General features: G+C 59.2%; 20 protein-coding genes and 4 pseudogenes. 10 read left to right on the forward strand and 14 right to left on the reverse strand.

The genetic code is table 11. From position 1 onward, the window contains the following. Positions 1-3: 3 nt before the first annotated feature. The gene (locus tag RBB80_RS14735) at positions 4-636 is read left to right on the forward strand and encodes a carboxypeptidase-like regulatory domain-containing protein (protein ID WP_433969030.1); all 633 of its coding nucleotides are present in this window, start codon (positions 4-6) and stop codon (positions 634-636) included. Next, positions 633-3,800 (forward strand): hypothetical protein, encoded by a 3,168-nt coding sequence (locus RBB80_RS14740; protein ID WP_433969031.1) that lies wholly within the window; start codon positions 633-635, stop codon positions 3,798-3,800. Before RBB80_RS14735 ends, RBB80_RS14740 begins: the two co-directional genes overlap by 4 nt. Before the next feature lie 159 nt (positions 3,801-3,959). Here RBB80_RS14740 and eutC read toward each other — a convergent pair whose 3' ends face one another. Next, the gene (gene eutC, locus RBB80_RS14745; RefSeq protein ID WP_433969033.1) at positions 3,960-4,769 is read right to left on the reverse strand and encodes an ethanolamine ammonia-lyase subunit EutC; all 810 of its coding nucleotides are present in this window, start codon (positions 4,767-4,769) and stop codon (positions 3,960-3,962) included. Positions 4,770-4,954: 185 nt separating this feature from the next. Between eutC and RBB80_RS14750 the strand changes: the two genes are divergently transcribed. The 3 genes from RBB80_RS14750 to RBB80_RS14760 all read left to right on the forward strand — a co-directional run bounded on the left by RBB80_RS14750 (position 4,955) and on the right by RBB80_RS14760 (position 7,833). Beyond that, positions 4,955-5,794 carry an ABC transporter ATP-binding protein gene (locus tag RBB80_RS14750; RefSeq protein ID WP_433969034.1) on the forward strand — a complete coding sequence of 280 codons (840 nt, stop codon included), beginning with the start codon at positions 4,955-4,957 and terminating at the stop codon, positions 5,792-5,794. Next, the gene (locus RBB80_RS14755) at positions 5,758-6,744 is read left to right on the forward strand and encodes an ABC transporter ATP-binding protein (protein ID WP_433969036.1); all 987 of its coding nucleotides are present in this window, start codon (positions 5,758-5,760) and stop codon (positions 6,742-6,744) included. Before RBB80_RS14750 ends, RBB80_RS14755 begins: the two co-directional genes overlap by 37 nt. A gap of 84 nt (positions 6,745-6,828) precedes the next feature. Further along, positions 6,829-7,833, forward strand: coding sequence for a phospholipase D-like domain-containing protein (locus tag RBB80_RS14760; RefSeq protein WP_433969038.1), 1,005 nt, complete (start codon positions 6,829-6,831; stop codon positions 7,831-7,833). 304 nt (positions 7,834-8,137) lie between these two features. On the opposite strand, the pseudogene RBB80_RS14765 reads toward RBB80_RS14760, so the two are convergent. The 6 genes and pseudogenes from RBB80_RS14765 to RBB80_RS14790 form a co-directional block, all read right to left on the reverse strand. Beyond that, a pseudogene (locus RBB80_RS14765) lies at positions 8,138-9,684 on the reverse strand (ethanolamine ammonia-lyase subunit EutB). 534 nt (positions 9,685-10,218) lie between these two features. After that, positions 10,219-11,103 carry a PAS domain-containing protein gene (locus RBB80_RS14770; protein WP_433969678.1) on the reverse strand — a complete coding sequence of 295 codons (885 nt, stop codon included), beginning with the start codon at positions 11,101-11,103 and terminating at the stop codon, positions 10,219-10,221. Beyond that, positions 10,992-11,423: a PAS domain-containing protein gene (locus tag RBB80_RS14775; protein WP_433969679.1), complete on the reverse strand. Its 432-nt coding sequence runs from the start codon at positions 11,421-11,423 to the stop codon at positions 10,992-10,994. The genes RBB80_RS14770 and RBB80_RS14775 overlap by 112 nt, the downstream gene beginning before the upstream one ends. Further along, positions 11,324-12,282 (reverse strand): annotated as a pseudogene (locus RBB80_RS14780) (putative bifunctional diguanylate cyclase/phosphodiesterase). The gene RBB80_RS14775 and the pseudogene RBB80_RS14780 overlap by 100 nt, the downstream one beginning before the upstream one ends. 31 nt (positions 12,283-12,313) lie before the next feature. After that, entirely contained in the window at positions 12,314-12,757 is a 444-nt protein-coding gene (locus tag RBB80_RS14785) for a DUF1731 domain-containing protein (RefSeq protein ID WP_433969040.1), read from the reverse strand. After that, on the reverse strand, positions 12,754-13,281 hold the full coding sequence (locus tag RBB80_RS14790; RefSeq protein WP_433969042.1) for an NAD-dependent epimerase/dehydratase family protein: 528 nt from the start codon (positions 13,279-13,281) through the stop codon (positions 12,754-12,756). Before RBB80_RS14790 ends, RBB80_RS14785 begins: the two co-directional genes overlap by 4 nt. Before the next feature lie 227 nt (positions 13,282-13,508). On the opposite strand from RBB80_RS14790, the gene RBB80_RS14795 reads away from it, so the two are divergent. From RBB80_RS14795 to RBB80_RS14810, 4 genes are read left to right on the forward strand one after another with little or no spacing between them, the layout of a single operon-like run. Next, positions 13,509-13,910: a BlaI/MecI/CopY family transcriptional regulator gene (locus RBB80_RS14795; protein WP_433969043.1), complete on the forward strand. Its 402-nt coding sequence runs from the start codon at positions 13,509-13,511 to the stop codon at positions 13,908-13,910. Next, positions 13,910-14,413: a hypothetical protein gene (locus tag RBB80_RS14800; protein ID WP_433969044.1), complete on the forward strand. Its 504-nt coding sequence runs from the start codon at positions 13,910-13,912 to the stop codon at positions 14,411-14,413. The genes RBB80_RS14795 and RBB80_RS14800 overlap by 1 nt, the downstream gene beginning before the upstream one ends. Then, on the forward strand, positions 14,410-15,285 hold the full coding sequence (locus tag RBB80_RS14805; RefSeq protein ID WP_433969046.1) for a M56 family metallopeptidase: 876 nt from the start codon (positions 14,410-14,412) through the stop codon (positions 15,283-15,285). Before RBB80_RS14800 ends, RBB80_RS14805 begins: the two co-directional genes overlap by 4 nt. Positions 15,286-15,320: 35 nt before the next feature. After that, on the forward strand, positions 15,321-16,901 hold the full coding sequence (locus tag RBB80_RS14810; RefSeq protein WP_433969047.1) for a Do family serine endopeptidase: 1,581 nt from the start codon (positions 15,321-15,323) through the stop codon (positions 16,899-16,901). 60 nt (positions 16,902-16,961) lie between these two features. Here RBB80_RS14810 and RBB80_RS14815 read toward each other — a convergent pair whose 3' ends face one another. The 7 genes and pseudogenes from RBB80_RS14815 to RBB80_RS14845 form a co-directional block, all read right to left on the reverse strand. Beyond that, positions 16,962-17,120, reverse strand: a complete 159-nt coding sequence (locus RBB80_RS14815; RefSeq protein WP_433969048.1) for a formate dehydrogenase accessory sulfurtransferase FdhD — start codon at positions 17,118-17,120, stop codon at positions 16,962-16,964. 119 nt (positions 17,121-17,239) lie between these two features. Continuing rightward, positions 17,240-17,461 (reverse strand): annotated as a pseudogene (locus RBB80_RS14820) (formate dehydrogenase accessory sulfurtransferase FdhD); the annotation flags it as partial. Positions 17,462-17,517: 56 nt separating this feature from the next. Continuing rightward, positions 17,518-17,910, reverse strand: coding sequence for a formate dehydrogenase accessory sulfurtransferase FdhD (locus RBB80_RS14825; RefSeq protein WP_433969050.1), 393 nt, complete (start codon positions 17,908-17,910; stop codon positions 17,518-17,520). Positions 17,911-17,932: 22 nt separating this feature from the next. Beyond that, entirely contained in the window at positions 17,933-18,868 is a 936-nt protein-coding gene (locus tag RBB80_RS14830) for a carbohydrate kinase family protein (RefSeq protein WP_433969052.1), read from the reverse strand. Between the two features lie 65 nt (positions 18,869-18,933). Further along, complete coding sequence (locus RBB80_RS14835) at positions 18,934-20,112, reverse strand: acyltransferase family protein (protein ID WP_433969681.1); 1,179 nt, start codon at positions 20,110-20,112, stop codon at positions 18,934-18,936. Between the two features lie 12 nt (positions 20,113-20,124). Then, a complete protein-coding gene (locus RBB80_RS14840) occupies positions 20,125-21,057 on the reverse strand; it encodes an alpha-N-acetylglucosaminidase C-terminal domain-containing protein (RefSeq protein WP_433969683.1) in 933 nt (310 codons plus the stop codon). 9 nt (positions 21,058-21,066) lie between these two features. Then, a pseudogene (locus tag RBB80_RS14845) lies at positions 21,067-22,340 on the reverse strand (alpha-N-acetylglucosaminidase TIM-barrel domain-containing protein); the annotation flags it as partial. Positions 22,341-22,561: 221 nt separating this feature from the next. Between RBB80_RS14845 and RBB80_RS14850 the strand changes: the two are divergent. Further along, positions 22,562-23,848 carry a GRP family sugar transporter gene (locus tag RBB80_RS14850; protein WP_433969054.1) on the forward strand — a complete coding sequence of 429 codons (1,287 nt, stop codon included), beginning with the start codon at positions 22,562-22,564 and terminating at the stop codon, positions 23,846-23,848.

A 23,848-nucleotide genomic window follows, 5' to 3' on the forward strand; every position in this document is an offset into this window, starting at 1 on the left:
GTGGTGGGGGATCAGACGGGGTTGACGCGGACGCAGACTGCGGGAAGCAATGGGTTTTATGACTTTGCCAATCTGCCGATTGGGACCTATACGCTTTCGTTTACGAAAGAGGGATTTCAGACGCAGAAGATGAACGCGATTCCTGTGCAGAGCGACCGGACGGGAACAGTGAATGCTCAGCTGAGTGTGGGCGCGGTGAACACGGTGGTAAGCGTGGACGCGGCGCCATTGATGAATGCGGTGGATACGACGAACGGATACGTTCTGGATAAGGCGCAGATCGAGTCGATACCGCAGCCTACGGGAAGCTTTACAGGGCTGGCGATTCTGTCACCGGGAGTGAATGCGGAGCTTTCAGGCGGTACGGGAGCTCAGTCTGGGCTGGGGAATCTGCCGATCTGGGCGAATGGCCAACGCGACACGAGCAATAGCTTCTCGATCAACGGCGTGGACGCGAGCAATCTTTTCAACGGGAAGAGTACCAGTCAGGTCGGCTCGCAGCGCGTCGTCAATAGTACTGGCGCCTCGACGACGCAGGGGGCGCTGGTGTTATCCAGACTGTCGCCTCGGTTTACCTTTCGATCGGCAATGCTATTCCGACGCCAGCGCCGGAGACGATTCAAGAGGTGCGGGTGAACGCGTCGATGTATGACGCTCAGCAGGGCTCTACTTCTGGGGCGCACATCGATTTGAATACTGCTTCCGGCACCAACGCGTACCACGGCACAGCATATGGGCGTCGCGGGACGAATTGGATTAATGCGGCGCCGTTTTTCTTCAAGAATAATCCGCTGCTTGCCAATGATAAGAGGGATGAGAATCCTGAGTTGCACCGCTATGTTGTCGGGGGCACCTTTGGTGGTCCGATTATTAAGAACAAGCTCTTCGGTTTCGTGTCGTACCAGCACCTGCAGGTATCGGATCAGGAGATCGGCGACAACATCATCAACGTGCCGGTTGGTCTTTCCGATACCAATCGCGATGCTGCTGGTTTCGCAAACATGGTGAACAACAGTTTCTGTACTGCTGCACAGGCATCCAATGGCGATTGCACGCAACTCACCGCTTCGGTTATTGATAGGACTGCGCTGGCTCTGTTCAACTCGCCTTCGCTTCCGGGTCAGCCGGGCAAGTGGCTTGTACCAAACGACACAGGATCGTCGGGCATGTCTGCTTCCCATCCCTACAATGCTTTTCTTCCCGGCACGGGCCGTTTCAAGGCCGATACGGCGGTGGCCAATCTTGATTACAACATCGGCAATAAAGACACCCTTTCGCTGAAGTATTTTTACCAGCACGATCCCACCGTTGCTCCTTATGCTTACTCGAGCGTTCCGGGATTTACCGAACATCTTGACTCGGGCGCGCAGGTCTTCTCGATCATTAACACTTACCTGGTGAAGTCGAACCTGAGCACCACGGAGAGTCTGGGGTTCCTTCGAGAGAAGACGTGGGTGGATAACGAGCAGCCGTTTGGTCCGAACGCGATTCCTGGAGGCTCGCAAGGTACGGTTTCGATCAATGAGTTTGGGTCGAACTACTTTCCCGGCGTGTCGATTGTGAATGTGCTTGGCAGCGCTCAAGCCCAGTATGGTCTGGTTAGCTCCGGCATTCTGAACATTGGCCCCAATGCGGAGGGGCAGGCTCCTAACACGGGCGCGTTTCAGAATCGCTGGCAGCCGTCGGGCAACGCCATCTGGACGCTGGGCAAGCACACGGTGACTTTTGGAACCAACTATAGCTACACGCAACTGAACACGATCGACCACAGGACAAATGCGGGCACGGTTGCGACCGACGATCTGAGTGCTTATGCGCAGGGATATGTGACGCCGGGAAGCTCTTCGACGTCCTTCTACGTCAGCTCATTCCTGCAGGGTGATGCGAGCCGCTACTATCGGGCGAATCAAGTGGGAAGCTATGTGCAGGACAAGTTTCAATTTACGCCCACGCTTTCGATTACTGCAGGGCTGCGCTACGACTGGGACGGCGGCCTGAGTGAGAAGAACGGACGTATCTTCAACTTCGACCCCACGCTCTACAGTTACAACGCGGCGTCGGACACGATTGTCAATCCGGGTTTCATCATCGCGAGTAACAACAAGAACGGGACCAGTGGCGTGAGCCCGACGACTCTGACGGGCCGGCAGTGGGGAGTTGGTCCACGGTTGGGCGCGGCGTGGCAGCCCGAGAAGTTTGGAGGGAAGGTGGTGGTGCGGTCGGGCTTCGGGATGTACTACGATCGCGGCGAACTGTTCAGCTACTTCTCGCCTGGCTATGCGATTGGAACGGTCACTGGCGGGCCTTTCGGGGCGAATCAGCAGCTTCCGTTTGTGACGGCGCAGTCTTGCCCGGTCCAGAGCCTTTACAGCTACTACATTCCGACGTGCGGTGGCGGCGGCGGAACAGCACCACCGATCTCTGCGCCGACGGCTGCCACGGGCAATCTGGCGAACCCTTATACGAACGTTCAAAGTGCGGCGCCGACGAATCCGCAGTCGTCTGATTTGAGCAACTACCTGCCGAATATCGCGAGCATCAGCAATGGTGGACAGCCGATTTCGCTGGGCGTCTACGATCGCGCGAACAAGCTTCCCTACACCTTCAACTACACGCTGGATATCCAGTGGCAGCCACGCAACGACCTCGCCATCACACTGGGCTACGTTGGCAATCTTGGCCGGCATCAGGTGATTCCGGTTCCCTTCAATCAGCCTGGCATCGCATCACCTGCTGCCAGTATCCATGGTGAGAAGTATTCCTACGGCTATAACGTTCAGGGAGCGACTTTGCCTGACGGTAGTGGTTATGATTTCGACTATGAGGGCGGCAATATCGATCATCGCGTTCCGTATGTCGGTTATGCTGCAGAGTCGATCTCGTACCGGGCGGCGGGCGTGGATGCCTACAATGCGCTGACGGCCCATCTTGAAAAGCGCATGAGTCACGGCATACAGGTGGCTGCCTCTTACACGTACTCCCACGCGCTGGATGAACAAAGCGGTTTGGGGTTGTTCTATAACGGCAACAATCCGCTCAATCTGCGCGATGGATATGCTTCGGCTGACTTTGACCGTACGCATGTGATCAACTTCAACTACGTTTACAGGCTGCCGGATTTTGTTCACAACCACACGGTCGAGGGTTATTTTGCGAACGGCTGGTCGTTGGTGGGTCTTACGGTTCTGCAGAGTGGTCAGCCGTATAGCGTGATCGATTTTAGCGGGTCCGTAGGCAGTATTTACTACGGCGTCAGTAATGGAATTACGAATCCGATTGTTCCGCTGTCTGCGGGCTGCACGGCGAAGAATGCGAAGACGGGCCACTCCGGGGCGTTCAATCCGAATGGAGATCCGAATCTGAATGCGTTGAAGGCATCGTGCTTCACGATTCCGGTGCTGCAGGCGGGCGGACTGAGCGGCGCGGTTCCGACCTCAGACCCTTACGAGACCAGCTTTACTACTGGTCAGCGAAACATCTTCCGCCAGGCTTTCCAGAAGCGCGCGGATGCCTCGCTGATGAAGGTGACGAAGTTCACGGAGCGGTACAGCCTGAACTACACGTTCGATGTTTACAACCTGACCAATACGAGTAGCTTCGATGTGCCTGGCAACGAGGTGGCACAAAACGTAAATTACAACGGATTTCCGTTGGCGGGAACGCCGGTTCTGCCGACCGGCTGCAATACCAGCAGCCCAAGCACATCGAGTTTTTACAACTGTCCAAGTGGGCTGGGGACTGTGACGCACACTATTGGGAGTCCGCGACAGATACAGATGGCGTTGCGGTTCCTGTTCTGAGTTTCGACTCTGTTTGTAAGAGCGCTGTCCTGCCGGACGGGCTCCCTGCGCGGGAGGCGGTCACTTCGTGACGTGTGTACCCTTGTCTCGGTGAAGTTGCTGTGGCGGCCCCTCCCGTTGGTCGGGATGAGAGGGATTACACTGCTGCCTCATGACACTTCAGGGATTGAGTTGAGGGTGGGTGATCTCCTTGAGGGCGGTGCCGGTTAGCTGCAGGCGCTGGGCTTCGGCGCAGTAGAAGGCTATGCGGGCGGCGGCGGTGGCGTAGTCGTGGCCAGCGGTGCGGATGTTCGAGATACAGTTGCGGTCGGCGTCGGTGCGGCTCGGGGTTGGGTTCCAGGTGATGTAGGCGCCGAGAGAGTCGGGGGAGCTGAGGCCGGGGCGCTCGCCGATGAGGATTAGGGAAAGGCGGGCGTTGAGGAGGGAGCCGATGTGGTCGGCAATGGCGACGCGGGCCTGGGTGGCGATGCAGAGGGGACCGAGGATTTGGTTCGTCGGGGTCAGCATGGGGAGGAGTGCGGCCAGGAGAGGGACGGCGTGGTGGTCGATGGCGGTGGCGGAGAGGCCGTCGGCGATGATGATGACCAAGTCGCAGGGGGATTTGTGGAGGAGAACGGCGGAGGCGGGGGCGAGGGTGCGGCCGAGGTCTGGGCGGCGGAGGTAAGTGGCGCGGTCGGGGGCGGCGCTGGCAAGGGTTAGGATTGGGGCGGCCAGGGACGGGATCTCGATGAGCAGGCGTCGGGTGAGGTGTTCGGTGTCCAGCGTGGCGTGGACGGCGTCGCGAGCCTGGGCGTGGGCGACTTGGAAGTCTAGGATCTCTGTGGTGGCGAGACTTACGCCGGTGCGACGGAGGGAGACTCGGGCTGGCGTGTAGTCGCGTAGCGAGAGATTCGCTGTACTCGCTGGAGTGGCGGATTGAGAATGGTCTATCTTTATCTCGGGTTGAGGCGTGATCTCGGGTTCAGGCATGTTGGTCTTGAAGGTTTGAGAGTGGATGATAGCCAGTGTACGGAAAGAGCGGAGTTGTAGGAAACGTCGGGCTAGTTGCGCGAAACAGAGCTTGTTGGTGAGATGGTGTTGATTTCTACTTGAAAGATCGAGCTATCAGCTGGATCTCCGATTTGCAGGGGCGTCATGTTTTACCAGGGCTTTCTATGCTGCGGTTTATTGGAAGTCTAATTCGACCTTACCGCGGCACGCTGGTGGGGATCTTTCTCGCCATGTTGGTCGAGACGATGATGAGCCTGGCGACGCCGTGGCCGTTGAAGATCATTCTGGATAATGTGGTTGGCCACCACAAGATGGCTCCGTGGCTGCAACGGCTGATTGAACCGCTGCTCGAGAGTGGATCGAGGCTGCATGTGGCGGCGCTGGCGGCGTTGATGTTTGTGGTGATCTCGCTGCTTGGCGCAATCGCTTCTTACATCGACAACTATTACACGGAGAGCGTGGGGCAGTGGGTGGCGCATGACCTGCGCATGAAGATGTATGAGCATCTGCAGCGGCTTTCGCTGGGGTACTACAACACGCATGCGACGGGAACGATTCTGAGCACGATTACGGCGGATATTCAGACGATCGAGGGGTTTGCTTCGTCTTCGACGCTGAATATAGTGGTGGATCTGCTGACGATCGTGTGCATGCTGGGGTTGATGTTCTGGCTGAACTGGGACTTCACGCTGATTGCAGTTGGAGTGACGCCGTTTCTGCTGCTGTTTGTTTCGCGGTTCAAGAAGGCGGTGAAGAAGGCGACGCGCGAGGTTCGCAGGGAGCAGAGCGAGATTGTTGCGGTGGTGCAGCAGGGGCTGGAGTCGATTCAGGCGGTGAAGGCGTTTGGGCAGGAGGAGACAGAGCAGGCGCAGTTGCAACTGGTGAGCGAGGCGACGGTGAGTGCGGCGTTGAAGGCGAGGAGCGTGAAGGCGCTGTTGTCGCCTGTGGTGACGATTACGGTGGCGCTGTGTACGGCGGTGGTGCTGTGGCGGGGGCGGCGCTGATTCTTGCGAAGACGATGACGGTGGGAGAGCTGACGGTGTATCTGGCTTACCTGGCGAAGTTCTTCAAGCCAGTGAAGGATCTGGCGACGACGACGAATGCTGTGGCGCAGGCGGCGGTGGGAGCGGAGCGGGTTCGCGAGATTCTCGAGACCGATACGGTCATGCCGGAGATAGCGGATGGGCTTGCGCCGGAGACGGTTGCGGGGGCGATTGAGTTTGAGCATGCGGCGTTTGGGTATGATGCGGCGACTCCGATCTTGACGGATGTGAGTTTCAAGATTGGGGCGGGACAGTTTGTCGGGATTGTGGGGCCGACGGGGAGTGGGAAGTCGACGGTGGTGAGTCTGATTCCGCGGTTCTACGACGTGCAGTCGGGGGTGGTGAAGATTGATGGGGAAGACGTGCGGGGCTATAAGCTGAAGTCGCTGCGGGACAAGATTGGATATGTGCTGCAGGATACGGTTTTGTTTCGCGGGACGATTCTGGAGAATATTGCGTTTGGGCGGCCTTCGGCTACGAAGGAGGAGGCGATTGCGGCGGCGAAGCTGGCGAATGCAGATGAGTTCATTATGAAGATGCCGCTGGGGTACGAGACGATGGTGGGGGAGCGGGGATCGACTCTGTCGGGTGGGCAGAGGCAGAGGATCGGGATTGCGCGGGTGATGGTAAGGAACAGCCCGATTTTGTTGCTGGACGAGCCGACGGCGGCGCTTGATAGCGAGTCCGAGAAGCTGGTGATTGATGCGCTGGAGAAGCTGATGGAGGGGCGGACGGTGATTGCGATCGCTCATCGGCTGAGCACGATACGGGATGCGAATCAGATTATTGTAATTAGTGGCGGTGTGGTGGCGGAGAATGGGACGCATGATGAGTTGATGGCAGTGAATGGGATTTATGCGGCGTTGCATCGGACGCAGTTCGACGCCGGGTTGGATAAGGTGATGGCGTAGAGGAACTGTAGTTGTGTTGGGCGGTGAAAGGCTGTAGAAGATATCAACGTCGATTCTTGAGATCAGTGGTTGAAGGAAGAGATTATGTCGCGCTCAGTAATTGTTTTGCCTGACGATTCTGCTCAACCGATTTTGGACGCGATTCATGGAGCGAAGGAGTCGCTTCGGATCAAGATGTTTGTGTTTTCGGATCCGGGCCTGCTGCAGGCTGTCATTGCCGCTCATCAGCGCGGGGTGAAGGTGCGGGTGATGCTGAATCCTGAGAGACGGGATGGCGAGAAGGAGAATGACGAGTCGCGGCTTGCGTTGACCGATGCCGGGATTGAGGTGCTGGACAGCAATCCGTGCTTCGATCTGACGCATGAGAAGTCGATGGTGATTGATGACAAGACGGCGTTTGTCGAATCGCTGAACTGGGAGACGAAGAATCTTACACTGACGCGGGACTATGCGATTGTTACGACGCATAAGCACGAGGTCGAAGAGGTGATGGAGTGCTTCGACGCGGATTGGAAGAGGGAGAACTTCGATGCGGGAGAACATTCGCACCTGATCTGGTGTATCGGCAATGGAAGGCAGCGGCTGGGGCAGTTGATCGATGAGGCGAAGCACTCGTTGTGGCTGCAGAATGAGCGGTATCAGGATCCGACGATCATTGAGCACCTGGTGCGGGCGAATCAGCGTGGCGTGAACATTCACCTTATGGCGCGGCCTCCGCACAAGCTGAAAAAAGAGAAGCTGATTGAGGGTGTGAGTGGGCTTCGGGTGTTGGAAGATATTGGCGTGAAGATCCACAAGCTGAAGCATATTAAGCTGCATGCGAAGTTGCTGCTGGCGGATGAGGAGCGCGCGATTATTGGGTCGATCAATCTTGCTCCGGGGAGCTTCGATAGCCGGCGGGAACTGGCGATCGAGGTGAGGGATGACCATATTATCGATCGCCTAAAAAAGATCGTTCGGCATGACTGGGAGAACTCCAAGCAGCTTGATCTTTCGGATGAGGGGCTGCTGGCGGAGCTGGGTCAATATGATCCGGATGTTGCGGAGGATCTGGCGCTGGGGATGCATAAAGGTGGGAAGGGGAAGTGATTCGCAAGGCCTGGACGGCCTGTGCCAGGGTGCAATCATGCCTTCGCAAAAAATCTGGTGGTGCGAGCGAAATACAGGGATCTCTCCACTTCGCTGTTCACGATGAGACTGTGAACAGCTTCGGTCGAGATGACGATTTGTTTGTGACGGCGATTTGTTTGTGATGACGATTTGTTTGTGACGGCGATTTGTTTGTGACGGACTGACTGAGAACAGGCAACAGTAAGACAACGTCGAAGTGCGGGGGGCTTCCTTCGACAAGCTCAGGATCAGAATGACAAGCGTTGTGGGTAGGAGATGACCGTCAGGGGAGCATGGCGGGCAGGTGAAGGCGGTGAGGGGCGTTGGTGTTGAGCCATGACTCGAATTCGGGGGCGGGGCGGAGGTTGAGGAGGCGGCGGAGGTAGAGGGCGTCGTGGAAGGAGGTGCTCTGGTAGTTGAGCATGATGTCGTCTGCCCCGGGAACGCCCATGATGTAGTTGACGCCTGCGGCGCCGAGCATGGTGAGGAGGGCGTCCATGTCGTCCTGGTCGGCTTCGGCGTGGTTGGTGTAGCAGATGTCGCAGCCCATGGGGAGGCCGAGGAGTTTGCCGCAGAGGTGATCCTCGAGGCCGGCGCGGAGGATCTGCTTGCCATCGTAGAGGTACTCGGGTCCGATGAAGCCTACGACGGTGTTGACGAGCATCGGGTTGAAGTGGCGGGCTACGGCGTAGGCTCGGGCTTCGAGGGTTTGCTGGTCAATACCCTGACCGCCGACGCCGCGGTGGGCGTTGGCGCTTAGGCTGCTGCCCTGGCCTGTTTCAAAGTACATGATGTTGGGGTTGGGATTTTCGGGGGCGCGGTTTAGGCTGCGGGCTTGTTGTTGGGCTTCTTCGATGAGAGCGAGGTTGATGCCGAAGCTTGTGTTGGTGGCTTCGGTGCCGCCGATGGATTGGAAGAGGAGGTCGAGCGGCGCGCCCTGTTGCATGGCTTGCATCTGCGTCGTGAGATGGGCGAGGACACAGGATTGGGTGGGGATCTCGTAGCGGCGGCGAATGTGATCGACGAGGCGGAGGAGAGTGGTGAGGGTGGCTACGTTGTCGGAGACTGGGTTGATGCCGATGACGGCGTCGCCGGAGCCGAGGAGGAGGCCGTCGAGGATGGAGGCGGCGATTCCGGCGGGATCGTCGGTGGGATGGTTGGGCTGGAGGCGGGTGGAGAGGCGTCCGGGAAGGCCTACGGTGGTGCGGAACTTTGTGACGACGGAGATTTTGCGAGCGACGAGGATGAGGTCCTGGAGGCGCATGAGTTTGGAGACGGCGGCGGCCATCTCCGGGGTGAGGCCGGGGGCGAGGGCGGCGAGGCTTGCGGGGGTGGCGTCGTCGGAGAGGAGATGGTCGCGGAGTTCGCCTACGGTGAGGCTGGAGATTGGGGCGAAGGCGGCGATGGCGGCAGGGGTGCGGCTGGTGTCGAGGATGAGGCGGGTGACCTCGTCGGTCTCGTAGGGGACGACGGCTTCGTTGAGGAGGTGGGTGAGGGGAGATCGGCGAGGGTGCGCTGCGCGGCTACGCGTTGCTGGGCGGTGGTGGCGGCGATGCCTGCCAGCTCGTCGCCGGAGCGGGCGGGCGTGGCTTTGGCGAGGAGATCGGCGAGGGAGTCGAAGGTGTAACGGACGCTCGCTACGGTGTGGGCGTGGGCCATTGGGTAATACGCTAGCAGGTTCGCTTGAGAGGATGGCTCTGCACGCAGAAGAAACGAAACAACCGCAGATTCCTCCGCTACGCTGCGGAATGACAAGCAAAAGGACAGGCAACCGCAAGGGGCAACCACGGATCCCTTCGCTTCGCTGCGGAATGACGATAAGAAGGACATGCAACGGCGAGGGCAACCGCAGATTCCTTTGCTTCGCTGCGGAATGACGATAAGAAGACAGGCAACGACAAGCAAAAGGACAGGCAACCGCAAAAGCGTTGCGTTTGTTTTTTGTTGCTATGACTGCTACGACAAAATACAGGGATCTCTCCACTGCGTCGCGCGATGAGACCGCGCGACTCCGGTCGAGATGACGATTTTTTGGGGGGTGAAGAAGAGCAAAAATGCAAAGGCAGCTGCAAAGGCAAAATACAAAAAAGCAGATCCCTGCGGGATGACAAACAAAAGAACAAGCAACGACGAGATACAAGCAGGTGCAAGTGCAAAAGATAGCTGGGGAAGAGTTTACATTTCCACCCATCGCAAAGTGCGCGATGGATGGGCACCCGACGGATTGTGGCTGAGTGGCGAAGAACAGGCAACAGCAAATGCGTCTCTCCACCGAATTGCGATGAGACTGCGCGACTCCGGTCGACATGACGATTTTTTGGAGATGGCGCGTGGATTTGGGCTGTTGGTGCGGGGCGTTGTGGCTTATTGGTGGGCTTCTAATTTGATCTTTAGGACGGTGTTGAGGTCGGAGAGGCGTTGCATCTCGCGCTTGTCTTCGTCGATGTCCTGGATGGCGACTACGCCGCCGGAGACTCTGCCGTCGGGGTCGAGAACGGGAGCGCCGGTGAGGCTGATCCAGGCGCTTGAACCGTCACTGTGGAAGCGGAGATACTCGGTTGGGCCGATGGATTTTCCTCCCATGATGGCGTTGGCGAGCGGATGATCGTGGTCCTGGTCGTGGTCAATCTTCCGTGTGAATTTTGAGTTGGGTCCGGGTGTGAACGAGATGGACTCTCTGCAGTAGTCGTCGATCATGGCTGGAGCGGCCTCGGGGCTGCGAAGGATCTCCTCGGCTCGCGGGTTGCTCATGACGACACGACCGTCGGGTGCTTCGGCGATGACGATCCCTACTGGAACTGCGTCGAAGACCGCCTTAAGACGAGCTTCGCTGCGGCGGAGGGCCTCCTCCGTGCTTCTCTGGTCGTTGATGTCCTCGACGGTGCCGTACCAGCGGATGATTTCGCCGTTCTTTCCGCGGCGTGCGGTTGCGCGAGCGCGCATCCAGCGCCAGGTACCATCGACGCGATGGATGCGGTATTGAACATCGAGTGGGCGACCGGTACGGAGGGATTCTGTCCAGACGCGGGAGGTTGATTTGACGTCGTCGGGGTGGAGGGCGCGGATCCAACCGGTTCCGAGAGAGTCAGAAACGGAAAGGCCGGTGAGGCTCTCCCATCTTTTACTGGCGTCGAGGATCATGCCGTCGGGGTCGGCGGTCCAGGGAACCTGGGGGTTGAGCTCGACGGTGTGACGGTAGTGGTCTTCACTTTCGGCGAGAGCTTGCTCGGCCTGTTTTCGGCGGGTGATATCGACGACGGAGACGGAGACTCCGATGACCTCGTCGGCCTCGTCGCGGGCAGGGTGGAAGGAGATGAGATGAGTGCGCTTTTCGTTGAGGGGATTGGGGTCCGGGTAGCAGATTTCGAGGTCGTAGCTGGCTTGTCCGTTGAGGGCGCGCAGGAGGTAGGGCTCGCAGAGGGGAAGACAGAGGCCATCACTTCGGAGACATAACGGCCGAGGTGGGCGGCTACGGGGAGGTGATGCATCTCGGCGAGGCGCTTGTTGACGCTGACGTAGCGCAGGTTGCGATCGATGAAGCAGAGACCGACGGGGACCCCGTCGTAGATGGCGTTGAGCTGGGCGAGACGCTGGGTGGGGAGAGCTTCGAGACGCAGAGGGAGGGTGGAGTCGGCTGCGGGGGAGCGCGGCTCTGGGATGGGGGAGCGGGGTCGAGCCTGGCGGCGAGGACTTCGGGGAGTTGTTCGGGCGGGACTGGGCGACCGTAGAGCCAGCCCTGGCCGAGATCGCAGCCGAGCCAGAGGAGCATGTCGGCTGTGGTTTGGCTCTCGATGCCTTCGGCGACGGTGGTGAGACTGAGGCTGTTGCCCAGGCCGACGATGGCGGCGGCGATCTTGCGGCTCTCTCGGGTGTGGCCCATGGAACGGACGAAGCTGGCGTCGATTTTGAGCTCGTCAAAGGGGAGAGACTGGAGGTGGCGGAGGCTGGAGTAGCCGGTACCGAAGTCGTCGAGGGCGAGACGGGAGCCTTGCTCTTTGAGCTCGGTGGCGATGCGGTAGGCGTGCTCGGTGTTGCTGGCGAGAGCGCTTTCGGTGATTTCCAGGATGAGACGGTTGAGGGGAAAGCTGGCTTGCTCGGCGGCGGCGCGGATGTGTTTGGGGAGGGAGAAGTCGGTGAGTTGGGTGAGAGAGATGTTGACCGAGAGGGTGAGATGTTCGGGGATGTTTTTTGCGGCGGCGAAGACGGCTCGGAGGAGGTTGCCGGTGAGTTGACCGTTGAGGCCGGTGTCTTCGGCTAATGGAATGAATTCGTTAGGGGGATGAGGCCACGGACGGGATGATGCCACCGCGCGAGAACTTCGAATCCGCTGAGCAGGCCGGTGCGAAGCTCAACCAGCGGTTGAAAGTACGGAATGATTTCGTTCTTCTCGAGCGCTCTACGCAGATCGTTCGCGTCTTCAGCAGCCATGGCAACGACGATACTACGGTACGGATGCAAGTTATAGAGGGAATTTTTGCTGGCGCCAGCGAGCGACGAGATCGCGGGCGGCTGAGGGCCAGTCGGGGTAGGTGAATTGGAAACCGGCGGCGAGGAGACGGCAGGGGACGACCTGGCGGCTTTTGAGAACGAGCTCCGATTCTGTGCGCATGAGGAAGGTTCCGATTTCGAGCATCCATGCTGCTGTGGGCAGACCGATGCGAGCGCCCCAGGCTTCGCGGAGGATGCGGAGGAAGTCACGGTTCGGGAGGGGATTTGGCGAGGTCAGGTTGATGGGGCCAGACATGGTTGGGGTGGCGATGAGGAACTCGATGGCGCGGATGAAGTCGACCTCGTGAATCCAGGAGACGAATTGAGTGCCGGGGAAGTTGGTGCCGCCCAGGCCGTGGCGAACGAGGTTGAGGAAGACGTCGAAGACTCCGCCGGGATCTGGAGTGAGGGTCATGGCGCTGCGCAGGGCGACCTTGCGAGTGTGCGGAAGAGAAGAAGAGAAGAAGAGAAGAAGGCAGATTCCCAGGCCTTGGCTACTTCGATGGAGAAGTTCCACGTGTCGGGTGCGCCGGGCTCGTTTCCGCCGAATTCCCCGGTGGCTTCGTCCATGGGGCGGTCCAAGGAGTGTCGATAGATGGTGGCGGTGCTGGCGTTGAGCCAGACGGCGGGCGGATGTTGCAGCGAGGCGATGGCTTCGCCGAGGATTTTTGTGGAGAGGATGCGGGAGTCAAAGATGGCGCGGCGGTTGGCTGGAGTGTAACGGCAGTTAACGCTGCGTCCGGCGAGGTTGATACAAACATCGCTCTGTTCGAGCTCGGCGATCCATGGTCCCGCGGTGATGCCATCCCAAGGAACTACACGCCATGGCGCGGGTTGTGGGTTGCGGCTGAGGAGGATGACGTTGTGGCCCCGGGAGTGAAAGTGCCGGGCGAGGAGGTGGCCTATTTGTCCGGCGCCGCCGGGGATGACGATCTTCATGATGGATTTTGTTTCTCCCGCCTTCGACCGACGATTACTCTTCCCTAGCTATCGTCGGATGAGTTCTCTTATGAGGAAAGGTAAATATGTTGTGCAGGTGTTCCTGATGAGATTTGAGTGGGTGAATTATTTTGGATTGGTCGCTAACTAATCGATTAGTTGGTCGTCTTTCCTTCAAGTAGATTCGGTCTCCAGGTGAGTTGAGGGAGGCTGGATGTTGAGAGTATATGCCGCCAAAGAAGTCCATCACGTTGACAGAGGCTGAGTTACGGCTCATGAAGATACTGTGGGCGCGTGGCGAGTCGGCTGTGGGAGAACTGGTGGCTGCGATGCCTGAGGGGGCGGCGCTGGCTTATAACTCTGTGCTGACGACGATTCGGATTCTGGAGCAGAAGGGATACGTGCGGCATCGGCAGGAGGGTAGGGCGTTTCTGTATAGCCCGTGCGTTGCGGAGCAGGAGGCGAGCCGGTCAGAGGTTCGTCATATGATGCAGCGGTTCTTTGGTAATTCGAGGGAGAGGTTGCTGCTTTCGCTGCTGGGGGACGACGAGTTGACGGCGGAGGAGTTGCGGCGACTGAAAGAGGCGATTGCGGCGGCTGCGGGTGACCGTGCGGGAGACGAGCTGTGATGGGGATGGATTTGAACCTGTTGCATTCTGTCGAAGGTCTGTCGCGGGCGGCGGCTGGTGCTGTGGTGTCGGGGCTGTGGCAGGGGCTGGTGCTGGCGGTTTGTGTTTGGATCTGTTTGCGGCTGATGCCGAAGGCTACTGCTGCGATCCGGTTTGCGGTGTGGACGGCGGTGTTCGCGGTCCTGGCGTTGCTGCCGCTGCTGCATGCGTATGGAGTACGTGCGACTGGTGAGGCGGCTGGTCATGGCGCAGTAGTGCAGGTGGATGTGCGATGGAGCTTCGCGATTGCTGCGCTGTGGTTGACGGTTTCGATGGTGCGCGGGTTGAAGCTGGTGATTGGTGCGGTGCAGCTGCATGGGATATGGAAGCGCGCAACGCCGGTGGCGATGGGGTCGGGTCGGGATGCGTCACTGTCGGCAGCGGGGTGGCGCGCGGTGACGCTTTGCACTTCAACGGATGTGGACCGACCGAGTGTGATTGGATTTTTTCGCCGCGGATCTTGATTCCCCTTGAGGTGTATGAGCGGCTTACGCCGGCGGAGCTGGAACAGATTGTGATGCACGAGATGGGGCATCTGCGGCGGGCCGATGACTGGATGAATCTGGTGCAGAAGATCGGTCTGGTGCTGGTGCCGCTGAATCCGGTTTTGTTGTGGATCGAGCGGAGGCTGTGCTTCGAACGGGAGCTGGCGTGCGACGACGCAGTGCTTCGATCGACCAAGGCTCCGAAGGCCTATGCGACGTGCCTGACGGGGCTGGCGGAGCAGCGTTTGAGGCGGAGGGCAGCTGCGCTTTCGCTGGGTGCGTGGGAGAGACGGTCGGAGTTGGCGCGGAGAGTGCATAGCATTCTGCGCCGCAGCGAGGGGATGGGCAGGACGCAGGCTCGCGTTGTGACGGGTGTGCTTGTGCTCGGACTTGTTAGCGGCGCGACTGAGCTTTCGCGCTGTCCACAAGTTGTTTCGTTCTCCGGTGGTGCGGCTCCTTTGCATGCCGACATGCAGCGTTCCGCAGCGGCCAATGGAGACTATCAAGCTGTCGCGTTTCATCCCTCTGTAGCGAATACTCCTGCAGCAGGCGCGACACACGAGACTCTGCTGAAGGCTTCTATGCCGATGGGTTCGGCTGGGCAGATTATTCAGCCGACGAAGGCAGCTGCGGTTAATCGACGTCGCTCGATGCATGCGGCTGTGCTGATGCGCGCGAATCAAATTCGTGCGATGCAACAGGTCCAGCAGATGCGGCGATGGGTCGTGCTGACCTCGTGGGAGGAGTCGTCGCAGCCAAGGATGGTGCTCACAGTGTCGAGTGAGCGGGTGTTTTCTTCTTCGTTTGCGGCCGTGCCTACAGAAGGCGGCTGGCTGGTCATTCAACTTTAAACAAGGCTGCATAAACCGTTGTGTGAGGACTGATCATGGCGTTTGAAACTAATAAATTAGTAGGTAAGGCAGGGCGGGTTGCCGTCCCTGCAGGCGCTGCCGCGGCTCTGGTGCTGGCAGCTGGAATGTTGGTTCATCACAATGGTGTGCATGCCGCGATGATCGCGTCGCCGATCTCCTCGCCAGCACCTATGGATGACAATAGTGTTTCGTCGCTGGTGGCGCTGGACAACGCTGTGGAAGCGGTCGCGGCGCGGGTTACGCCTGCGGTGGTGAACGTTGCGGTCACATCGCGTGGCTCTTCGGAGCAACAGGCGGGCGAGGGTCAGGAAGGCGGTCAGGAGCAGGGGCAGGCGTTGCCGCCGGGGCTTCAGCAGTTCTTTGGTCAGCTGCCGCCGGGGATGATGCAGCGTCCGCAGCAGCCTCAACTGGAGCATGGCATTGGCAGTGGGATCATCATCTCTCCTGATGGATATATTGTTACGAACAACCATGTGATCGACGGTGCGGTGGAGATGCGGGTGACGCTGCATGACCGGCGTGTGTTGAAGGCGAAGCTGGTGGGGCGTGATCCGCTGACTGACATTGCGGTGATCAAGGTAGATGCGCACGACCTGCCGAGCATTGCGTGGGGCGATTCGACGAAGCTGAGGCCGGGACAGACTGTGCTGGCGTTCGGCAGTCCGTTTGGATACTTTCAATTTTCAGTGACGCGGGGCATTGTGAGTGCGGTGGATCGGCAGAATCCTTATCGGGATGACGCGCGGAAGCCGGGTGGGTATATCCAGACCGATGCGGCGATCAATCCGGGCAACTCGGGCGGGCCTCTGGTGAATGCGCGTGGAGAACTGGTTGGAATTAATACGTTCATCATCTCGAACGGTGGCTCGTTTGCAGGCGCCGGGTTCGCGATTCCTTCGCAGATGGTGCGGGCGACGGCGGAGCAGTTGATCAAGACCGGTGCGGTGCATCATGGTTATCTTGGGATCAGCATGAACGATGTGACGCCCGAGAATGCGAGCTTCTTCAACCTGAAGGAGGCGACGGGCGCGATTGTGACGCAGGTGTCGCCTGACTCTCCGGCTGCGCAGGCAGGGCTGAAGAACGGGGACGTGATCGATGAGCTCAATGGACAGAAGGTGATCAACGGAGGGGCGCTGCAGGTTGCGGTGAGCGAAGATACTCCGGGGACGACGATTGCTTTGGGCATCATTCGCAATGGATCTTCGCAGACTTTGAAAGTCAAGGTCGGCGAGTACCACAAGGAAGCTGAGGTTGCGAGCAATGGGGAGAGTGCGGGGCCGCAGAAGGGGAAGCTCGGGCTTGCTGTTGCTGAGCTGACGCCTGATGTTCGGCAGCAGTTGCATATTCCTTCGCAGGTGCAGGGCGTGGCGATTCAGAGTGTTCGTCCGGGAAGTCCGGCGGATGAGGCGAGCCTCGCTCCGGGTGATGTGATCCTTGAGGTGGATCGGCATCCCGTGACTTCGGCGGAGCAGTTTGTGAATGCGGCGCATGCGAATACGGCAGGGAAGGATCTGTTGCTTCTGGTCTGGTCGCAGGGCGGTGCGAGCTATCGCGTGGTGCATCCTGATGCAGGGAACCAGAGTGGTATGTAAGCGCTAGATGTGTAAGGCCGCTGCGGGAGATCGTGGCGGCCTTTCTTTTGAGTCTCGTGCTTAGTCTGTTGTGTGACCGAGGATGTGTTCCGCGCCGTTGTAGATGTTGAAGTGACCTTCGCGGAGGAAGCCTACGAGAGAGATGTCGAAGTCCCTAGCGACTTGGACGGCGAGGCTGGAGGGAGCGCCGACGGAGGCAACCATGGAGACTCCGCCCATGAGGGCTTTCTGTAGGAGTTCAAAGCTGGCGCGACCGGAGAGCAGGAGTAGTGCGTTGCGGAGGGAGTTCGGTCGGCTAGAAACTCTGCGCCGAGGAGCTTGTCGACTGCGTTGTGGCGTCCTACGTCTTCGCGTACGGCGAGGAGTTTGCCAGTGGCGTCGAAGAGAGCTGCGCCGTGGATCCCGCCGGTTTGATTGAACACGGTTTGGGCTTCGCGGAGGCGATTTGGTAGCTGGTAGAGAACTTCGGCTTCGATCTGGAATTCGTTTTCTCTGCGCGGGGGACAGATGGTCTGGAGTGCGAGCAGAGAGGCTTTGCCACAGATGCCGCAGCTGGAGGTGGTGTAGAAGTTGCGCTCGAGGTTGGCGAGGCTGACGACTACGGAGGGTGCGAGGTCTACACGGACGACGTTTTTTCTGGCCGATAAGGGAGCGCGGTCTCTGTTTGGAGATTTGCTGCGGGGAGTTCGGCGGTGTTGGCGAGATAGACGATCTGATCGATTTCGTTTGGATCGCTCACGACTCCCTCCGTCATGAGGAAGCCCGCGGCGAGGTCGAAGTCGTAGCCAGGTGTGCGCATGGTGACGGAGATGGACTTCACGGATCTTGTGTCGAAAGCGCCGTGGGCTAGTTGAATCTCGAGCGGTTCCTCTACGGCGAGGGCATCCTGGGCGTGATGCGAGCTGAATCCGAGAACCCTTTTGATGGAGACCGCGTGGGTGGCCCGGCTGAGCTCTGGATTTGTTCGAAGATTCTGTTGCGGGATGATGGGGTGATGGGAGCTCTTCATGAGCGGACCTTAGAGGAGGGTCTTAGACATAGTGAGGTGTGAGATGGCGCGAGCCGGTTTTCATCAGATCTTCGATGGTTTCGAGGGGCTGGATTCCCCCTCTAGCTCCCACGGCCATGCAGTTTAGAGCAGCGGCGGCGCAGGCGAAGTCGAGCTGGCGCGCCAGGGGCCAGTCCTGAAGCAGGCCGTAGATGAATCCTGCGTGGAAGATATCTCCGGCGCCGGTGGTGTCGACTACGGGGACGCAGTAGGCGGGAGTGTGATGGAGCTGCTTACCGTCCCAGGCGACTACGCCTTCTTCGCCTAGAGTTGCGGCTACGAGAGTGCACCCGTAGCGGCGTTGGATTTGCTGTAGGGCTTTTTCGAGGTTGGGCTCCGAGGTGAGACGGTGGGGAAAGTCTCGGCTCACGATGAGGTAGTCGATGTTTTCGATGAGTTCTTCTACGCCGGGATAGAGCTCGTCTAAGTCGGCGATGACTGGGATGCCGGCGGCGCGAGCCCATGTGGCGGCGAGTGTCGCCGCGGCAGTGTCGTGGCCGTCGACATGAAGGGCCCGGGCGTTGACGATCCATTCGCGGACAAGGTCGGTCGGCTGAAGGATGAGCCGTTCGTCTCGTCGGCAGAGAACGGTTCGCTCGCCGCCGGCGTCGACGAGGATCAAAGACTGTGGGCTTGCGGCGCCTGCGGCTGTGGTGATCTGCGTCTCGACGCCTGCGTGAGCGAAGGCTTCACGATGGAGAGCAGCGGCTGCGTCGTCGCCGAGCTTCCCTACGTATCGCGTTTTGATTCCCCAGCGCTGGCAGGCGACGACTGTCGATGCGACTTGTCCTCCTGGTAAGACGGTTGCGGTTTGATACTCAACCTTGGAGCCGCGTGGGGGGTAGTTTGTCAGGGGGATGACGGTGTCCGTGGCGTTGAGCCCGACGCCGACGAGATCGACCTTCGACAGTTTCGTCATCTTTTCACTGTAAATGGAATCGTGCGTCGTGCGATATCGCGGGACGCACGTTGGTTGAGGTGGATTTAGATTTTGATAAAGATCTTGCGGCGGTAAAGAACGGCTACGAAGAGCCAGCATACGGCTACGAAGGCGAGCGAGTAGAGCAGGGAGGCGAATGCTATGTTCGGAACGGCCTGGAGGATCGCGTGAAAGATGGATTGCTGCAGGTTGACGCCGGGATGCACGGGGATACTCGATAGCGTAGCTGCCAGTAGCTCGGAGAAGAGGTAGGCGACGATGGCGTTGGTTCCAAAGATGAAAAAGGGCTTGAGGAGGCCGTCGTGATTTTGTTTGACGGATTGTTTCTTGGGTAGATCGACGATGAAGAGGCTCAGGGCAAGGAGCGAAAGGCTGAGACCGCCGGCGAAGAGGACGTAGGAACTGGTCCAGAGTTTTTTGTTGATGGGGAAGGAGAGGTTCCAGAGTCCTCCGAGAAGAATGCCGGTGAGGCCGGCGGTGGCGATGCCGGTTATTTTCTGATTGAGTGTGCGCCGGGTGCGCAGCCAGATGCCGGTGAGGATGCCTAGTAGAGCGGTGGCGAGGGCGGGGATGGTGCTGAGGAGGCCTTCGGGGTCGCGGGTGTGCTCGTAGAGGTGAGGAGCTGAAAAGATCTGGCGGTCGAGCCATGCGGTGAGGTTTGCATCGCGGTCGAGGAGAGGAATGTCGTGGGTGGGAACGCCGTACCCGGGGATAGGGACAAAGCGCATCAGAATCCAATAGGCGGCGAGCGCTGAGACCGTGAGAACTGCTTTGCTGCGCCAGCCGGGACTGAGGATGTAGAGCGAGGCAATGATGAAGTAACAGATGGCAATGCGGGGAAGCACACCGTAGAAGCGCATGGTGTGGAGATTGAAGAAGGGGAAGCTGTGGACCACGAGGCCGAGCAGGAAGAGGATGACGGAGCGGCGCAGGACGTGGAGGAAAAGGGATTGGCGGGTGGCGCCTTGTGCGAGTCTCGAAGCAGTGGAGAAGACGGTCGAGATGCCGACGAGGAAGAGGAAGGTGGGAAAGACCAGGTCGGTTGGAGTGAAGCCGTTCCAGACTGCGTGCTTGAGAGGCCAGTAGGCCAGGTGTTCATCGCCGTTGTTGTTAACGAGGATCATGAAGGCGATGGTGAGGCCGCGCAGGAAGTCGAGCGAGAGAAGGCGTGCTGGACGTGCGCCGGTGAGTGATGGCCAAGGGGTTTCGGAGGATGCGCTCATTGTCGTCATAGTTTACTGGTGAGCCTCGGATTGTTGGTTGGGAGTGAGGTGAAGTGCGCGTGCAATGGCAAGTGCGGCGGCGTAGGAGTCGCCGTGTGGCGCGGCGTCGTAGGTCTTGCGGCTGTGATTCCAATTGTCGCCGAAGGCGTACCAGTCGATGGGCTTTGGGGTCTCTCTGGTGTCGAGTGAGGTGGAGAGCGAATCGAAGTACATCTGCCAGCGGGCCATATAGTAGTCGCTGGTCAGACCAGCCCAGTCGCGGTTGCCATACTCATGAAGGCCGTACTCGCTTGCCCTGCGGTCACCCCAGGTGGTGAGGATGGAGCGGGCGTCGTAGTTGAGACGATCGAGTTCTTCTGGTGAGGAGGCCCAGGGCGGGACGAAGGAGAGCCATTTGCCGAGAAGGAAGAATGGGCTGGTCTGCAGGAGTTGGTCTTGAAGCTCCATGTCGCGTAGCCACTCCTTCGTGAGTTTCGTGAAGGCGGTTTTGTCTTTCGAGTCGTAGGCTTGTTTGATCAGCGGTAAGAGACGGCGGCTCTCGTTGGCCATGGTTTGGCGGGCTACGTCGACGAGGTCGTAGCGGTAGGTTTCGGTGGAGCGGAGTGCGGGTTCGACTGCGAGGAGTTCGGTGAGTGCGGGGGCGAAGTTGGCCGGGTTGTAGCGCAGAACATCGGGGGACCACGTAGCGGCGCGTGTTGCGGTCAGGGACGGTTGTGAGTTGAAGACAGAGTCTTGCGAGGCGTCGCGTTCGCCGTGCTGGATGTTGCCGTCGGCGCGGTAGCCGTAGGCTGTTTTGAGGAGAATCTGCCAGGCCTGACGAGCGTGTGGGTCGTCCACTCCGTACCGGCGTGTCGCGTAGGCATTGGTCCATTCGGGCAGGTCGACTGGATCGGTGTGCCAGGCCATCTCGGTGTAGAGGTCGAAGGCGAAGGGGTTGGTGTCCATGCCTTCGGTGAAGACGGCGGTGCCGACGATGCGGCTGCCGGGGAGTGCGGCCATCCTGGGGAGACGAACTGCGTAGTCGTAGAGCGGCGCTCCCATGGTGGTGCGGCCGCCGAACTCCCACAGGCCGCCGTAGAGCCAGGATGCGCCATGAAACTCGCGGTCGCGGTCTTCTCGGGGGATGCGGCCTTGTTCGATCTCTGCGATGAGGACGTGAGTGGTGTCGAGTGAGGAGAGCAACTCCTGGGTTGGGTTCTGCTGCCATCCGAGTAGCATCCAGAGTGCGTTGGGGTGGTCGCGCATGAGGGCTTGCTGTACTTTTTCGCGGCGGCTGGAACCGGGACGTCGCCGGCAGCTCCGCCTTCCTGGAAGATCTCCATGTCATAGATAGCTGTATCGCCGTAGAGTTCGTGCTGATGGCGGTAGAAGGACACTGCTAGTTTGTCGAAGTTTGGATCGCGTGGATCGAGCCAGCCGGGGCGAGTGAATCCGTTCCAGTCGCCTTGCGTGATGACGTGAGCGCCGGGGTGAAGGGAGGCAAAGTCGGCGGGTACGATGCCGTAGTAGCCGGGCAGGACGGGCGTGATGCCGAGGCTGCGAAGGGTTGCGATGAGTTGTTGCGCCGAGTTGGAGCGTTTTTGCAGAAGCTCCATGGAGATGGGGCCCTGGAAGCAGCACATGTTGCCCATGAGCTGCCAGTTTTGATGGGCTGGCTGGACGATCCAGTTTCGGATGACCTCATCGGAGTAGCCGGCGTCGCGGAAGGTCTGGTAGAGGACGAGATCCATGCCGCGCTCGATGAGGATGGCGTTGGTGCCGCTCAGGGCGAGGATGTCGATCTCGTGCTGCCAGCGTTCCTGATCCCAGTAAGGAGCGGAGTAGCCGTCGACGTTCTCATTCAGGGCGTAGCGCCAGGGATAAAGAGCGGGCTTCTCGATTGGGGCGTCAGGTGCCGGGAGGGTCAGGTCGGGAGAGCCGAGCTGGGAGCCATTGGGTGAGATCTGCAAGTGGGCTACGTATTTCAAATACCAGTTGATGCCATAAAGCAAGGTAGGCTGCGTGGCTGCTTCAACGCGAATGTGGCCCCGGGTGCCGGTGATCCGGAAATAGTCCTTGTGATCGGGCTTCGAGACGAGAGCCAGTCGAAACTGTGGGGCGAGATGAGGCATGAGGCGCTGGAGCACTCCGTCGGCCGGTAGCGTGGAGGACTCAGCACAGGCGGATGCGGGCGACATGATGAGGCCGATGGCGGCGAGCGAGATTGGGAGGAACAGCCTCAAAAGCATGCACACCAATGTAGCGAAGTTTAACGGAGAGCGTAACCACTTACTATGGACAAGATCGTTTGGAGGATGATGTGAGTTTCGGAAAGAGCATAAAGACGATTGCTACGGATAGTCATTTCTTAGTTCCACTTTGTGTGCTTGTGCTGGGGATTGTTCTGTTGGCGGCATTGCATTAGGCGGTGGAGCACGACCGGTTTTAAGAAAAGCATCGAGGGAGTTGAATGGCACTTGCGTTAGATCGGGTAAGAGGAACGCGGTTGTCTCTGCATGGTTTGGGGGTCGTCTGCGGGTTGACGGCCGGCGTTTGGCTGGGTGCGGCGGAGGCTCCGACGAAGCTTGTGAACGCAGGGTTTTCTCCGTTTGCGATTTCGCTGTGTATGGTGGCAGGGGTGTTTACGGCGAGATGGACCTTTCCTACGCTGTTGAAGGGCACGGGCTACGTCTTCGAAGATCTGTCGGAGAGGAAGCATCTGATTGTCTGGGCACTGATGGCGGGTGCGCTGTGGGCAGTGGCCAATACTCTCACCGTCTTCGCGATTCGTGATGTGGGATTGGCGGTGGCGTTTCCGATGTGGAATGCGAACTCGCTGATTGGGTTGTTCTGGGGGAGGGTTCTGTTTCGTGAGTTGGAGGGAGCGAGCGGAAGGAACATCGCAAAGGTCGTCCTGGGCGCGATCGCAATCGTGATTGCTGCGGTGATGCTGGGTTTCAGCACGATCACCGGCGGTGTGGTGGGGACTCATGCTTTTCGCGGGATCGTTGCGGCGCTGGGCGCGAGCCTGATGTGGGGGACGATGTATGTTCCGTATCGCAAGGCTTATCTGAGCGGGATGAATCCGCTGTCATTCGTGACGGTGTTTACGGTGGGAGAGCTGGGAATGGTGCTGGCACTGACGCTGGCTCTGGATGGCGGGCTGCACTCGTCGGCGTTCCGACTGTTTCAAATGCCGGGAGTGTTGTTCTGGCTCTTTCTGGGAGGGTTCGTGTGGGTGATCGGAGATCTGTTTCAACAGTTTGCTGCGAAGTATCTGGGGATTGGACGCGGGATCCCGCTTTCGAATACGAATCAGCTTTGGGGACTCGCGTGGGGTGCACTGGTATTTGGCGAACTGACGAAGGCGGACCGGCAGCATAGGTCGATGGTGATTGCAGGGTCAGTCATCATGATCGCTGGTGCACTCGCTATCAGTACAGCGGTGGCATCGGCAAAGGAGGAAGGCTCAACAACGGAGGCAGTGATGCGGGAGTGTAATCGGTATGGCTTGAACTATCAGCGAACGATGATGGCGCTGGCCGGAGATGAGTTTGACGAGAGAGACAGACGGCGTCGTTGGTGGGACTACATCATCGTTCTGACTGCCACTGCGGTCTTTGTCACTCTGGGAGTTCGAGCGACGACGCCACCGCTGACGATGGACTTTCGTTGGGCCGTGTTTCTGAGTGCGGTGCTGATGATTGGTCTCTTCGCGGGAGGGTGGTGTCTTTGGCGGCGGACGCGATTCAACTGA

It is taken from the genome of Tunturiibacter gelidiferens (assembly GCF_051013345.1).
Classification (GTDB): domain Bacteria; phylum Acidobacteriota; class Terriglobia; order Terriglobales; family Acidobacteriaceae; genus Edaphobacter; species Edaphobacter gelidiferens_A.